The sequence below is a fragment of the Mesorhizobium sp. M0848 genome, assembly GCF_040319805.1.
Classification (GTDB): Bacteria; Pseudomonadota; Alphaproteobacteria; order Rhizobiales; family Rhizobiaceae; genus Mesorhizobium.
Window position 1 is genome coordinate 1 of sequence record NZ_JAMYOM010000041.1, and the last position, 13,778, is coordinate 13,778.

Here is a 13,778-nt window from a genome sequence, read left to right on the forward strand (position 1 = left end):
GCGGCCGCCCGGACCTTGGCTCAATCGCTCTAATCCCACGAAATCTCTCTCGTGTAGATACAAGGTGGCTCGGCGAAGCCGAGACGGAGTGGGGGATGGCTTGGGAGAGCAACCGCCAATTGAAGCAAGAAACCTTCGACGCTTCCTAAGTGAAATAACCAGCAGACCAGACGGTGGCGGCTTGTGACACGCTCCCGCCAGCCAATCACCCAAATCTCTCGTCTCGCGCACCGCGCCAGCGGCACTGCGGCCGCGAACCGCATGGTGCCGGAAGAGACGCCGGTGGCGTTCTCCTTTGCCGGCACCACCCATGCGGTGATGATGGCGAGCCCGGCCGACTTCGAGGATTTCGCGCTCGGCTTCTCGCTGACCGAAGGCATCATCTCGTTACCGGATGAGATCGAAGCGATCGAGGTCGAGGACCATGGCGCCGGCATCGACATCCAGATCCGGCTGAAGGACCGAGCCAACACTCGTTTTGAAGCGCGGCGGCGAAGGCTCGCCGGCCCGGTCGGCTGCGGGCTCTGCGGCATCGAATCGATCGAGGAAGCAATGCGCTCGGTCGATGCGGTTGGTGCTTCAAAGCTTACGCTTGATGCCGACGACATTGTCCGTTCGGTCAAGCTTCTGTCGAAAGTGCAGCCGCTGCACACCGAGACCGGAGCCGTGCACGCCGCCGGCTTCTATGTACCTGGCAAGGGCATCGTCATGGCGCGCGAAGATGTCGGCCGTCACAATGCGCTCGATAAGCTGGCCGGCGCGCTGGCCAAAGCCCGCATCGACGGCGCATCCGGTGCTGTCGTGGTGACATCCAGGGTTTCGGTTGAAATGGTGCAGAAGACGGCTTCTATCGGCTCGGCCTTCATCATCGCCGTCTCGGCGCCGACCGCACTTGCCATCCGCACGGCGCAAGAGGCCGGCATGACGCTGGTGGCGCTGGTTCGCGGCGACGATTTTGATATTTTCACCCACCCCGACCGGGTGGTTTGCGGAGTTGCCAAGCATGTCGCATGACGAAGAACACATTATGAGCACCGCCGACAAGCTGGTGCGCATGGCAAACCAGATCGCCGATTTCTTCCATTCCAAGCCGCGCGAGGAAGGCATTGCCGGCGTCGCCGAGCACATCAACAAGTTCTGGGAGCCGAGGATGCGGCGGCAGTTCTTCGAAATGCTGGACGACGGCACCGGGAACTTCAACGAGTTGGTGGTGGCCGCCTCCGCCAGGATCAGGCGGCCGATCACGCCGGCTGCGGCCGACCTCAAACTCGGACTCGAGCCCTCCCCTGCCGATGTCGCCGCCTCGCAGGAATAGTCGCCAAGCCGCGCCGGCTTATATTCTCCATCGCTAAAGTTTAGCTGCGGCAATCTGCGCTGTTCTGCTATGGTTTGACGACCAGAAATCGTCAGGCCGGGGTGGAAATCTCGTGAGGCCGATCGAGACGCGATACGCCCGTAGCGGCGATGTGCGGATCGCCTATCAGGTGGTCGGGCAGGGATCGTTCGATCTCGTCTTCGTGCCGGGTTTCATTTCCAACCTCGACCTGCACTGGGAAGACGAGGGCTATACCAGGCTCTTGAAGCGGCTTTCGGCATTCTCGCGGCTGATCCTGTTCGACAAGCGCGGCACCGGTCTTTCCGACCGCGTCGACGCGCATAACCTGCCCAGTCTCGAAACGCGGATGGACGATGTGCGCGCGGTTATGGACGCCGCCGGCAGCGGCCGTGCAGCCCTGCTCGGCTCCTCCGAAGGCGCGCCGATGGCGATGCTGTTCGCCGCCACCTATCCGGAGCGGACGCGAGCTCTGGCGCTCTATGGCGGCTATGCGCATTTCCACAAATGGGTGATGTCGCGCGAACGCCTCGACGCTTTCATCGAGATGGCGGAGACAGCCTGGGGCACCGGCGCCACGCTGCCCCATTTCGCGCCGAGCCGGGTCGACGACGCGCATTTCGCTCAGTGGTGGGCACGTTTCGAACGATTATCGGCGAGCCCGACTTCGGCGGCGGCGCTGTGGCGCATGAACGCCGACGTCGACATCCGCCATATCCTGAGCGTGATCAGCGCGCCGACGCTTGTGATACATCGCCGCAACGATGCGCGGGTCGACCCCGATGCCAGCCGCTTCCTTGCGCAAAAGATTCCCGATGCCCGGCTCGTCGAGATTCCGGGACGCGATCATCCGATCTGGACCGGCGATGTCGATGGGGTGGCCGACTTGATCGAGGAATTCCTGACCGGCGAGCGCGCCGTAGGCGAAGTGGACCGTGTGCTGGCGGCGCTGCTGGTGACACGCATCTACGACACGGCGCGGCTCGGCGACCGCATGTGGAGCGAACGCAGCCAACGCTTTCAGGAAACCTGGCAGCTGCTGGTCGGGCGCCATGGCGGGCGCTCTGTGGGCCTGCAGGGCGAGTTGATGATTTCGCGCTTCGATGGCCCGGCACGCGCCATTCGCTGCGCGGCGGCGCTGCGCGAGGCGGCGCAGGAAATCGGCGTGGCAAGCGCGCAAGGGGCGCATGTCGGCGAGATCGAAGTGCGCGGTCCGCCCGTTGGGATGACGGCGCGGGTGGCGATGCAACTAGCCGCCCATGCCGGCCGCGGCGACATTATCGCGTCGCGTCTGATCGCCGATCTAGCGGCTGGGTCGGGCCTGCATTTCACCGACGCCGGGCGCATCAGCGTCGACGAGTTGGAGGAGCCGTTGGCGCTGGTCCATGCGACGTCCGAACAACACCTGGAACCCGCCTGCCGGCCCAAACCCAAGGCTGCCGAGCCTGCCGCATTGACGGCGCGCGAAACCGAGGTGGTGAGCCTCGTCGCCGACGGCAAGAGCAATGCCGCGATCGCCGCCGAATTGAGGCTGAGCGAACACACGGTCAAGCGCCATGTCGCCAACATACTGCTCAAGCTGGACCTGCCGTCGCGGGCGGCGGCGGCGGCGTTCTCAGTCAGGCACCCTGGCCCGCACGGGCCATGAGAGCCATGGCGCTTTCGGGCGAAGCGGCCAAGGGCGGCTAGGCGCTATCAATTCTCCCATGCAGGCCAGGCGGATGTCGCCGGAAAGGTGCTGCGAACGGAGGAGGAAATGCTGACGTCGAACCAAACACTCAAATCGCTTGTGATAGCGGCAGGCATTGGAGCGCTGTTCGCCATCGCTCCGGCAAAGGCCGAGGATGCGTCCGCGGCGGCGACCTACAAGGACATTGAGGCGACGCTCGGCTCGGTGCCGGACATGTTCAAGACGTTGCCGGATGTGGCCGTCGCCGGCGCCTGGGCCGAGATCAAGGGCGTGCAGCTCAACCCGAAGACGGCGCTTGACGGCAAGACCAAGGAACTGCTGGGCCTCGCCGTCGCGGCGCAGATCCCGTGCCAGTATTGCATCTATTTCCACACCGAGGCGGCCAGGCTCAACGGCGCCAGCGACGAGGAGATCAAGGAGGCGGTGGCGATGTCCGCGATCGTGCGCCACTGGTCGACGATGCTCAACGGCAGCCAGGTCGATCTGACGACCTTCAAGAAGCAGGCCGACGACGTGTTCGCGGCCGTCAAGGCGAAGTCGCAGTAAAAACCACTGCCTGGCGACAAGCGCCGGGCAGCACTTCGACCATCAACCGCCCGGAAGACGGGCCAATGGAGGATGAAATGCTGACCAAGACCCAAACAGTGGATGGCGCGGCGATCAAGAAGGCCATCGAGACCCGTGACGGCAAGATGCTGTCGAGCTTCTATGCCGATGACGCGCTGGTGCGGGTGATCGACCGCAACAACCCGCCGAGCAAGCCGCGTGAAATCCGCGGGCGCGCCGCGATCACCACATTCTGGGACGACATCTGCAGCCGGGCGATGACCCACAAGGTCGACACCACCATCGCCGACGGCGACAGCCTCGCCTTCACCCAGGCCTGCGCCTATCCGGACGGAACCAAGGTGTTCTGCGCGGCGATGCTGGAGCTGAAGAACGGGCGGATCGCAAGGCAGACCGTCGTGCAGGCCTGGGACGAGTAGGCAACAGCCGGTGGATCAACCGCGGCCTGGGCCGCAAACCTGGAGGAGAAGACGATGTTCAGCGCCAGATGGCAGATCGACGCCAAGTTCGGACACAAGCAGACCGTGCTCGACCTGTTGAAGAAATGGGAACGCGAGATCGGCTCGCAGGTCGGCCTCGCCGAGCTGGAGTTCCAGATCATGACCGGTTCTATCGGCGCGCGGGAGGCGACGGTCGAGTCCCATCACCAGGTCGAAAGCCTGGCCCAGTTGGAGGCGTTCTTCGCCAAGATCGGCAAGATCGACGCGCACGCGAAATGGGGCAAGGAGATCGAGCCCTATGTCGTGTCGGGCACCAGCCTATGGAATATTTATCGCGTTGTGGAGTAGCGACTCTTCTCCCCGTGAACGGGGAGAAGAGAAAATAGCCACGCCCGGCCCTTCGCAGGCGCAGGGCGTTCGAAGCTCGAAAAGCCAAGCAATTGGCTTTTCGTTTGCTACGCGGACCACTTCTCAACCATGCGCCACCATCACATGCCGCACGGCGGTGTAGTCCTCCAGCGCATAGAGCGACATGTCCTTGCCGTAGCCGGACTGCTTCAGCCCGCCATGCGGCATCTCGTTGGTCAGCATGAAGTGGGTGTTGATCCATGTGCAGCCATATTGCAGGCGGGCGGCCGTCGCCATGGCGCGCGAGACATCCTTGGTCCATACCGAGGACGCCAGGCCGTAGTCGCTGTCATTGGCCCAGTTCACCGCCTCGTCGACCTCCGAAAAACGAGTAACCGAGACGACCGGGCCGAACACTTCGCGGCGCACGATTTCGTCTTCCTGCAGCGCGCCGGCAACGACTGTCGGCTGGTAGTAGAAGCCGGAACCCTCGCCCGGCTTGCCGCCGGTGGTGATCTCGATGTGGTTCAGTTCCGAGGCGCGCTCGACGAAGCTGGAGACGCGGTCGCGCTGGCGGCGGGAGATGAGTGGGCCGATCTCGTTTTCGGTGTCGTCGGGACGATTGTACTTGATGGTCGAGACGGCCGAGGAGAGATCGGCGACGAGTTTGTCATAGATCTTCCTGCCGGCGTAGATACGGCAGGCGGCGGTGCAGTCCTGGCCGGCATTGTAATAGCCGAAGGCGCGCAGGCCGTTGACCACGGCGCCAAGATCGGCGTCGTCGAAGACGATGACCGGCGCCTTGCCGCCGAGCTCGAGATGCGTGCGCTTGACCGACTTGGCGGCCGCCTGCAGCACTTTCTTGCCGGTGGCGACATCGCCGGTGATCGAGATCATGTTGACCTTGGGATGGTTGATCAGCGTGTTGCCGACGCTGTCGCCGCGGCCGAGCACGACATTGACCACGCCTTCCGGCAGGATTTCCGCAAGGATTTTTGCCAGCTTCAGCGCCGTCAGCGGTGTCTGCTCGGAAGGCTTGAAGACGACGGTGTTGCCGCCGGCGATTGCCGGCGCCAACTTCCAGGCCATCATCATCAGCGGATAGTTCCACGGCGCGATGGAAGCGACGATGCCGATGGCGTCGCGGCGGACCATCGAAGTATGGCCGGGAATGTATTCGCCGGCGACGACGCCGGGCATCGAACGGACGGCACCGGCGAAGAAGCGGTAGCAGTCGACGATGGCCGGGATTTCATCATTGAGCACGGCGTTGATCGGCTTGCCGCAATTGAGCGCCTCGAGCGTGGCGAATTCCTTGGCATCGGCCTCGATGCGGTCGGCGATCTTCAGCAAATAGCCGGAGCGCTGCGCCGGCGTGGTGCGCGACCACAAGACGAACGCTTGTTCGGCGGCAGTGATCGCCGCCTCAATCTGTGCCTGGCTGGCCTCGGGCAGGCTGAGGATGGTCGCCCCGGTCTTTGGATTGAGGATCGGCTCCTCGGTTTCGGTGCCCTTCTCGAATCTCGAGCCGATCAGCATCTGGGTGTCCATAAGGTTTCTCCTTAACAGGAGCGAGTAGCGAGTAGCGAATAGCGAGTAGGGTTTGACTGTCGATCTTCCCTATTCGCTATTCGTCACTCCCTATTCGCTGATTTCATTTTCCACTGCCCGCAATCTGGTCGCCGTCGCGGGTGAGGTAATAGGCGGCAACGATCGGCAGCAGCGTCACCAGCACCACGACCATGGCGACGACATTGGTCACCGGGCGCTGGCGCGGACGGATCAGCTCTTCCAGCATCCAGATCGGCAATGTCTGCTGCTGGCCGGCGGTGAAGGTGGTGACGATGACCTCGTCGAAGGACAGCGCGAAGGCCAGCATGCCGCCGGCAAGCAGCGCCGTGGCAATGTTGGGCAGCACGACATGTCGGAAGGTCTGAAAACCGTCGGCGCCGAGATCCATCGACGCCTCGATCATCGATCCGGAGGTGCGGCGAAAGCGGGCGACGGCATTGTTGTAGACGACGACGACGCAGAAGGTGGCGTGGCCGAGCACGATCGTCCAGAACGAGAACGGGATATCTGCCAGCGAAAAGGCCGAGCGCAGCGCGATGCCGGTGATGATGCCGGGCAGCGCGATCGGCAGGATGACCAGCAGCGAGATGGTTTCGCGGCCGAAGAATTTTGTCCGCGAAACCGCCGCCGAACAGAGCGTGCCGAGGACGAGCGCGATCGCCGTCGAGATCGCGGCAACCCTGACCGACAGCGACAATGCCTGCCAGACATCCGGCCGGTTCCAGGTGACGGCGAACCATTGCGTCGTCAGGCCGGGGGGTGGCCAGACAAAGCTCTTCTCCTCGGTGGTGAAGGCATAGACGAAGATCAGCAGGATCGGCAGATGCAGGAACAGCAGGCCGCAGGCGGCGGCGATCTTCAGGCCGAGCGGCGCCGACTGGGAACCATCAGAGCGCATCGAAGGCCCCCATGCGCTTGGCGCCCCAGAGATAGAAGCCCATGATGACGATCGGCACCACGGTGAAGGCGGCGGCGAGCGGGATGTTGCCGGCGGTGCCTTGCTGCGAATAGACGGCTTGGCCGATGAACAGCCGCGAGGTGCCGATGATCTGCGGGATGATATAGTCGCCGAGCGTCAGCGAGAAGGTGAAGATCGAACCGGCGACGATGCCCGGCAGCGCCAGCGGGAACAGCACGTTGCGGAAGGTCTGGCCGGGCGAAGCGCCCAAATCGGACGAGGCCTCGACGAGATTGCCGGGCACGCGCTCGAGCGCCGCCTGTACCGGCAGGATCATGAACGGTAGCCAGACATAGACGAAGACGATGAAGGTGCCGGTGAACGATACCGACAGCGAATTGCCGCCGACGATCGGCAGCGACAGCCAGGCGTCGAGCACCCACAATAAATGCAGCTTGGCGAGGAGCCAGGTGAGGATGCCTTCCTTGGCCAGGATGAGCTTCCAGGCGTAGATCTTGACCAGATAGCTCGACCACAGCGGCAGCATGATGCCGAGATAGAACAAGGCCTTCCAGCGACCGCGCGCATAGCGCGCCGCGTAGTAGGCGATGGGGAAAGCGATGACGGCCGAGGCCAGCGTGACCAGAGCCGCCATCGTCACCGTGCGCAGGATGATATCGAGATTGGCGGCCTGGAACAGGTCACCATAGGTCTTGAGCGTGAACTCACGGTTGATGAGACCGGAAAACTCGTCGATGGAGAAAAAGCTCTGCGCCAGGAGCGCAAACAGCGAGCCGATATAGACGATGCCCAGCCAAAGCACCGGCGGCAGCAGCATGAGCAACAGCAGGACCTTCGGCTTGCGCCAGAAAAGGTCCGACAGCGCGCCACGCAGGCCGCCGCTGCCCGGCAGGATGGCGGGCGCGGGATTGGAGCTGAGCGCGGCGGTCGTCATGATGGAGCTCTGTACTCATGGAGGATGTATGAGAGGCCGAGATCCTTCACACCCCCCTCTGTCCTGCCGGACATCTCCCCCGCAAGGGGGGAGATCAGCAGCTTGTCCGCCTCACCGGCTCTGCAGCGTTGGAAGCTGGCGAAGCCAGTGGTAACAGCCAATCTCCCCCCTTGCGGGGGAGATGTCCGGCAGGACAGAGGGGGGTGCAATGCGCAAACCTTCATCATGCCGGCTCGTCCATCAGATGCAGGTGCTCGCGGTTGAAAGTCAGCACGACCGCCTCGCCTTCCCCAGGCAAGGCCGTGCCGGCCGGCATGATGGCGTGCAGTCGAAGGCCGTCGGCGTCGAGCGCCAGTTTTGTCGTGGCGCCGAGATAGTTGGTCGAGACGAGGCGGGCGGACACGCCTTCACCACTTGTGCCCCCGCTGGCCGCGCGGCCGACGCGAATGGATTCAGGGCGGAGACTCCCCCAGCGATGCTGGCCGGAATAACGCTGGACGAAATCCGGTGGCAGTACATTCGATGAGCCGACAAAATCGGCAACAAAACGCGTCTTCGGCCGCTGGTAGATATCCTCCGGCGTGCCGACCTGCATGATCTTGCCGTCGTTGAAAACGGCGACGCGGTCGGCCATCGACAGTGCTTCGCCCTGGTCGTGGGTGACGAAGACGAAGGTGATGCCGAGCGCCTTCTGCAGCGACTTCAGCTCCTCCTGCATGTTCTCGCGCAATTTGAGGTCGAGCGCGCCGAGCGGCTCGTCGAGCAGCAGCACCTTTGGCTGGTTGACCAGCGCACGGGCGAGCGCGACGCGCTGGCGCTGGCCGCCGGAAAGCTGGCCGGGGCGGCGGGCGCCATAGCCGGGCAGCCGCACCAGTGACAGCGCCTCTTCCGCCGCCTTGTGCCGCTGAGCCTTGCCGACGCCCTTGACCATCAGCCCGTAGGCGACGTTGTCGAGCACGTTCAGATGCGGGAACAGCGCATAGTCCTGAAACACGGTGTTGACGTTGCGGCGATAGGGCGGAACGCCCTCGGCGCGTTCGCCGAAGATCGAGATCGAGCCCGATGTCGGCTGCTCGAAGCCGGCGATGAGGCGCAGGCAAGTGGTCTTGCCGGAACCGGACGGCCCGAGCATGGCGAAGAATTCCCCCGGCGCGATATCGAGATCGACCGCGTCGACGGCGCGCACGCTGCCGAAATGGCGCGAGGCTTTCTGGAAGGAGACGGCGGAGGTCATGGGCTGTCAGTCCGTTGCCGGTTTGGTGTGCTGATGTCGCGCGACGTCCTACCTCCCCCCTTATGGAGAGGTCGCGGCGAAGCCGCGGGTGGGGGTGCCTCGAAAAACGCCGAGCCGACCCCACCCCGACGCTATGCGTCGACCCTCCCCACGAGAGGGAGGGTAAGAAAAATCACCGCCCGCCGATGACGCCGATATAGTCCGACACCCAGCGGTAGTAGGGCACGCACTGGTCGTTCTGGGTGGTGCATTTCGACACCGGCGTCTTCCAGAACTTGATCTTGTCGAAATTCTCGTAGCCGTTGGTCTTGCAGCCTTCGTCGGTCAAAAGCTCGTTGCCCTTGCAGGCGGCGGGCACGACGGGCAGCGAACCGAACCAGGCCGAGACATCGCCCTGCACCTTGGGCGACAGCGAATGTTCCATCCACATATAGGCGCAGTTTGGGTTGGCCGAATCGGCTTCCATCATCGTGGTGTCGGCCCAACCGGTGGCGCCCTCCTCCGGGATGGTGGACGCGACCGGCTTCTTGGCGGCGACCAGCGTGTTGACCTGATACGGCCACGAGCCGGAAGCGACGACGCCTTCGTTCTGGAAATCGTCGACCTGAATGGCGGCGTCGTGCCAATAGCGGCCGACCAGCGTGCGCTGGACGCGCAGCAATTCCAGCGCAGCCTTGTACTGATCCTCGTTCAGTTCGTAGGGGTCCTTGATGCCGAGTTCCGGCTTGTGGAACATCAGATAGTTGGCGGCATCCGCGATGTGGATCGGCCCGTCATAGGCTTGGACGCGGCCCTTGTTGGACTTGCCGTCAGGCAGCTTCATTTCCTCGAAGACGATGTTCCAGCTCTTGGGAGCCTCCTTGAACACGTCGGTGTTGTACATGAGGACGTTCGGGCCCCACTGGTAAGGAACGCCGTAATGGGCGCCGCCGACGGTGAACCACGGCGCGTCCTTGAGGCGCTCGTCGACCGTCTTCCAGCTCGGGATGAGATCGGTGTTGATCGGCTGCACGCGCTTGCCGGCAACGAGGCGCAGCGAGGCATCGCCTGAAGCGGTGACGAGGTCGAAGCCGCCCTCATTCATCAGCGAGACCATCTCGTCGGAGGTGTTGGCGGTCTTGACGTTGACCTTGCAGCCGGTCTCCTTCTCGAAGGAGGTCACCCAGTCATAGCCCTTGTCGGTTTCGCCGCGCTCGATATAGCCCGGCCAGGCAACGATGTTGACCTGGCCTTCGCCCTTGCCAAGTTCCTTGACCTGGGCGACGGCCTGACCGGAAAAGGTCAGCGCGACCGTCAGAGCAGTGCATGACTTCAGGAATGAATTCATTGTCGATCTCCCATTTAGGCGCCTGACCCTGAAAGCCGGTTTCGGTCTTCGCTAGGGGTCACGCGCGGACTGAAAACTGTCAGTTCGTCCGTTGGGCTTGATGCCGCTCTGATGGCGGCTTTGGTCCCTGGACCGAAAGTGCTTTGAAAACTCCGGTTTCGCAAATTCATTTATCAGAAGGGCGATATCGGTTTTTCCGATAGGTGGGCAGTCGATCTCTCAGGGACGCTGGCGGACCGTCCGTTGCGACTGGGCAAGGCCGATGAAATCGCGCGCCGCCTGCGGCAGACCGGAGCCGCGCCGCCAGACCATGCCGACCTGGACCACCGGCAAGGAGCCGGAAATGTCGCGCGATTCGATGCGGTCGCCTTCCAGCGACCAGGGCCGGTAGACGAGGTCGGGCAGCAGCGCCACACCGGCGCCGGTGGCGACCAGACTGCGCACGGCCTCCACGGAACGGGTGCGGAAGGCGACATGCGGCTTGGCGCCGATCGCCGTCAGCAGCTTGCCGGTATTCTCCTCGATCTCGTCGACGGTCAGCATGATCAGCGTTTCGGAGGCAATGTCGCCAATGCCGATGATGTCGGCGCCGACGAGCGGATGACCGAGCGGCAGCCACAGCCGATAGGCCGAGACTTCGAGGATTTCCGACTGCAACGCGGTGCGGTCGCGCAAATTGGAGGTGACCATGACGGCAATGTCGAGCTTGCCGCCGATCAGGAGGTGTTCGAGATAATCGCCATTGTCCTCGATGGCAGAGACCTCGACACCGGGATAGGCGCGGCGGTAGCGGGCGAGCAGATCCGACAGCACATAGCCGGCGACCAGTGAGGTGACGCCGAGCTGCAGCCGGCCGGCCGCCACCGTCTGCTCGCCCGAGAAAGAGCGGCGCGCGTCGGAAACGTCCGCGAGAATCTTCGTCGCGTGGCGCAGGAACTGGTGGCCCTTGTGGGTGATGTTGAGGCCACGCGGATGGCGTTCGAACAGTTCGACGCCGAGATCGCTTTCGAGCTCCTTGATCGCTTCGGTGACCGACGATTGCGAGATTGACAGGTTCTGCGCGGCGCCCGAGACCGTGCCTTGCTCGGCGACGGCGATGAAGAACTGCAACTGGCGGATGGTGAAAGCCATGGCCGGACTAAACACGGCGGACGCGATGCTGGGAAGTGGCAACCGGCGAACACTTGACGGCTTCGCCAATCGTAACTAACTAAGTTACATGAAGCGCAACAGCCGACTGTCCTCGACCTTGCACATTCTCGTCCACATGGCCGAGAAGCCCGAACAGGCGCTGACCTCCGAGCAGCTTGCCACCTTCATCCACACCAATCCGGTCGTGGTCCGCCGCACCATCGCAGGCTTGCGCGATGCCGGCATCGTCACCTCGTCACGCGGGCACGGTGGCGGCTGGCTGCTCGGACGGGCGCCCGAGAAAATCTCCCTGGCCGAGATCAGCGCAGCGCTTGGCGAGACGCTGCTGCCGTTCAGCACCGAGCCGGAAAGCCCCGGCTGCCTCGTCGAGCAGGCGGTGATCGCCGTGCTCGACGATTTTCGCATCGCCGCCGAAAAGCTGCTGGCGGAGAAACTGAGCCGCATCACGCTGGCCGACCTGACCGCCGATTTCCGCCGCCGTTTTGACCTCATTGGAGTCTCCAGCCATGCAGTATGATCTTGCCGTCGTCGGCGGCAGCTTTGCCGGCCTGTCCGCCGCCATCCAGGTGGCGCGCGCTGGACGCAAGGTGCTGGTGATCGACGCCGGCCAGCCGCGCAACCGCTTTGCCGAGCATTCGCACGGCTTCCTCGGACATGACGGGCGCGCGCCCGGCGCAATCCTGGATGACGCAAGGCGGCAGCTGCTGGCCTATCCGACAGCCAGGGTTGTCGACAGGCGTGCGGACAAGGCCGTTGCTGCTGACAGCAGCGATTTCGAAATCGCCACCGACGGCGGCGAGACATTCGGCGCCACACGGCTGGTGCTGGCCACCGGGGTGCGCGATATCCTGCCGGAGGTTGCCGGTCTTGCCGAGCTCTGGGGCAGAAAAGTGCTGCACTGCCCCTATTGCCACGGCTACGAGGTTTCCGGCGGGCCGCTCGGCGTGCTCGCAACCGGCCCGATGTCCCTGCATCAGGCGCAATTGATCGCCGATTGGGGCGATGTCACGCTGTTCGGCAACGGCCTGTTCGAGCCTGACACAGAGCAGATGCGCGCGCTGGAGAGCCGAAAGGTGCGGTTTGAGCCCACCAGCGTTGCCGAGCTGCGGGAAGACGGCTCCGGCGGGTTGATCGTCCACCTCGACGATAGCCGAAAGGCCGGCGTCAGGGCGATGTTCACCGCGCCGCGCAACACCATGGCCAGCCCGCTGGCCGAACAGCTCGGCTGCGGCTTCACCGAAGGCCTTCTCGGTCCGATAATCACCGTCGATGACAGGCAGCAGACGACCGTGCCCGGCGTCTACGCCGCCGGCGACGCGGCACGTTCGATGCACAACATCGCCTTTGCGGTATCGGCTGGCACCTTTGCGGGCGTCTGCGCCCACCAGTCGCTGGTGTTTAGCTAAAACCCGGCTTCCTCGTCGGCGATGCTAAGCCGCGCGCCGGCCTGCGCAAGGGCGGCGGCCAGGTCGTGCGGCGGCGAGCGATCGGTGGCGAGTTCGGAAAAGCTGTCGAAGCCGCAGACCTGGACCAGACCAAGACGGCCGAATTTCGAGTGATCGGTGATGACCAGGGACCGCTGGCCGCGCGACAGCACCATGCGGGCGAACTCGGCTTCATCCAGATCAAAATCCATGACGCCCATCACCGCGTCGACGCCGCCGGTGGAAATGATGGCGTGGCTGACCGAAAAACGACTGACAAAATCGATTGCCGAGGCGCCGAAAGCAGCGCCGGAATCGCTGCGCAGCTCGCCGCCCGCCATATAGACCTTGTTGCCGTTGATGGTGGCCAGCGTGCGGGCAATATCCGAGGAATTGGTGACGACCGTCAGGCGCCGGTGGCCAAGCAGTTCACGCGCAAGGAACGAGGTCGTCGTGCCGGTGTCGAGCATGATCGATTCGCCGTCGCGTATGGTGGCGGCGACCATGCGGGCAATGACGCGCTTGGCGTCGGCGTTCTCACGCATACGCCGCTCGAACGGCGCTTCGCCGATCATCGACGGCAGGCCGATGGCGCCATGCATCTTGAGGACAGAGCCATCACCAGTCAGTGGCTTGACGTCGCGGCGCACTGTCTCGAGCGACACGCCCAGCCGGTCGGCCAGACTGGCGATGGTGACGGTGCCCTCTTCCTGCAGGAGACGCAGGATCTCGCCGTGTCGTTTGGACTGGGCCATCTGGTTTCCCGAACTGATGCTCCTGACCGATTCTAAGGTAATTCAAGTGCTTTTAAAGGAACTACCTTATGCTTTCGGGCAAA

15 protein-coding genes are annotated in these 13,778 nt (G+C 63.7%); 8 read left to right on the forward strand and 7 right to left on the reverse strand.

Annotated features, from left to right (window positions below; all coding sequences use genetic code 11):
• The first annotated feature begins 183 nt into the window (after positions 1 to 183).
• The 6 genes from fdhD to NKH95_RS31390 all read left to right on the forward strand — a co-directional run bounded on the left by fdhD (position 184) and on the right by NKH95_RS31390 (position 4,378).
• On the forward strand, positions 184 to 1,014 hold the full coding sequence (gene fdhD, locus NKH95_RS31365; RefSeq protein WP_352894303.1) for a formate dehydrogenase accessory sulfurtransferase FdhD: 831 nt from the start codon (positions 184 to 186) through the stop codon (positions 1,012 to 1,014).
• Positions 1,004 to 1,315 (forward strand): formate dehydrogenase subunit delta, encoded by a 312-nt coding sequence (locus NKH95_RS31370; protein ID WP_352610808.1) that lies wholly within the window; start codon positions 1,004 to 1,006, stop codon positions 1,313 to 1,315. The genes fdhD and NKH95_RS31370 overlap by 11 nt, the downstream gene beginning before the upstream one ends.
• A 112-nt stretch (positions 1,316 to 1,427) precedes the next feature.
• Complete coding sequence (locus NKH95_RS31375; RefSeq protein WP_352719599.1) at positions 1,428 to 2,981, forward strand: alpha/beta fold hydrolase; 1,554 nt, start codon at positions 1,428 to 1,430, stop codon at positions 2,979 to 2,981.
• A 108-nt stretch (positions 2,982 to 3,089) separates the two neighbouring features.
• Positions 3,090 to 3,569, forward strand: a complete 480-nt coding sequence (locus NKH95_RS31380; protein ID WP_023811682.1) for a carboxymuconolactone decarboxylase family protein — start codon at positions 3,090 to 3,092, stop codon at positions 3,567 to 3,569.
• Positions 3,570 to 3,646: 77 nt separating this feature from the next.
• Complete coding sequence (locus NKH95_RS31385) at positions 3,647 to 4,009, forward strand: nuclear transport factor 2 family protein (protein WP_127290047.1); 363 nt, start codon at positions 3,647 to 3,649, stop codon at positions 4,007 to 4,009.
• Positions 4,010 to 4,063: 54 nt separating this feature from the next.
• Positions 4,064 to 4,378 (forward strand): hypothetical protein, encoded by a 315-nt coding sequence (locus NKH95_RS31390; protein WP_127290045.1) that lies wholly within the window; start codon positions 4,064 to 4,066, stop codon positions 4,376 to 4,378.
• 123 nt (positions 4,379 to 4,501) lie between these two features.
• On the opposite strand, the gene NKH95_RS31395 is transcribed toward NKH95_RS31390, so the two are convergent.
• The 6 genes from NKH95_RS31395 to NKH95_RS31420 all read right to left on the reverse strand — a co-directional run bounded on the left by NKH95_RS31395 (position 4,502) and on the right by NKH95_RS31420 (position 11,495).
• A complete protein-coding gene (locus tag NKH95_RS31395) occupies positions 4,502 to 5,929 on the reverse strand; it encodes a gamma-aminobutyraldehyde dehydrogenase (RefSeq protein ID WP_352439716.1) in 1,428 nt (475 codons plus the stop codon).
• A gap of 103 nt (positions 5,930 to 6,032) precedes the next feature.
• Positions 6,033 to 6,848: an ABC transporter permease gene (locus NKH95_RS31400; protein WP_352894306.1), complete on the reverse strand. Its 816-nt coding sequence runs from the start codon at positions 6,846 to 6,848 to the stop codon at positions 6,033 to 6,035.
• On the reverse strand, positions 6,838 to 7,803 hold the full coding sequence (locus NKH95_RS31405) for an ABC transporter permease (protein WP_023811677.1): 966 nt from the start codon (positions 7,801 to 7,803) through the stop codon (positions 6,838 to 6,840). The genes NKH95_RS31400 and NKH95_RS31405 overlap by 11 nt, the downstream gene beginning before the upstream one ends.
• 223 nt (positions 7,804 to 8,026) lie before the next feature.
• Positions 8,027 to 9,037, reverse strand: a complete 1,011-nt coding sequence (locus tag NKH95_RS31410) for an ABC transporter ATP-binding protein (RefSeq protein WP_352894309.1) — start codon at positions 9,035 to 9,037, stop codon at positions 8,027 to 8,029.
• A 172-nt stretch (positions 9,038 to 9,209) separates the two neighbouring features.
• Positions 9,210 to 10,364, reverse strand: coding sequence for an ABC transporter substrate-binding protein (locus NKH95_RS31415; protein WP_023811674.1), 1,155 nt, complete (start codon positions 10,362 to 10,364; stop codon positions 9,210 to 9,212).
• Positions 10,365 to 10,583: 219 nt separating this feature from the next.
• The gene (locus NKH95_RS31420; RefSeq protein ID WP_023811673.1) at positions 10,584 to 11,495 is read right to left on the reverse strand and encodes a LysR family transcriptional regulator; all 912 of its coding nucleotides are present in this window, start codon (positions 11,493 to 11,495) and stop codon (positions 10,584 to 10,586) included.
• An 88-nt stretch (positions 11,496 to 11,583) separates the two neighbouring features.
• Here NKH95_RS31420 and NKH95_RS31425 point away from each other — a divergent pair, with 88 nt between their 5' ends.
• Both NKH95_RS31425 and NKH95_RS31430 read left to right on the forward strand, forming a co-directional pair.
• The gene (locus NKH95_RS31425; protein WP_128304833.1) at positions 11,584 to 12,033 is read left to right on the forward strand and encodes an RrF2 family transcriptional regulator; all 450 of its coding nucleotides are present in this window, start codon (positions 11,584 to 11,586) and stop codon (positions 12,031 to 12,033) included.
• Positions 12,023 to 12,922 carry an NAD(P)/FAD-dependent oxidoreductase gene (locus tag NKH95_RS31430; RefSeq protein WP_128304832.1) on the forward strand — a complete coding sequence of 300 codons (900 nt, stop codon included), beginning with the start codon at positions 12,023 to 12,025 and terminating at the stop codon, positions 12,920 to 12,922. The genes NKH95_RS31425 and NKH95_RS31430 overlap by 11 nt, the downstream gene beginning before the upstream one ends.
• On the opposite strand, the gene NKH95_RS31435 is transcribed toward NKH95_RS31430, so the two are convergent.
• Positions 12,919 to 13,695, reverse strand: a complete 777-nt coding sequence (locus tag NKH95_RS31435) for a DeoR/GlpR family DNA-binding transcription regulator (RefSeq protein WP_127290028.1) — start codon at positions 13,693 to 13,695, stop codon at positions 12,919 to 12,921. The two genes, NKH95_RS31430 and NKH95_RS31435, sit on opposite strands and share 4 nt — an antisense overlap.
• Between the last annotated feature and the right edge of the window lie 83 nt (positions 13,696 to 13,778).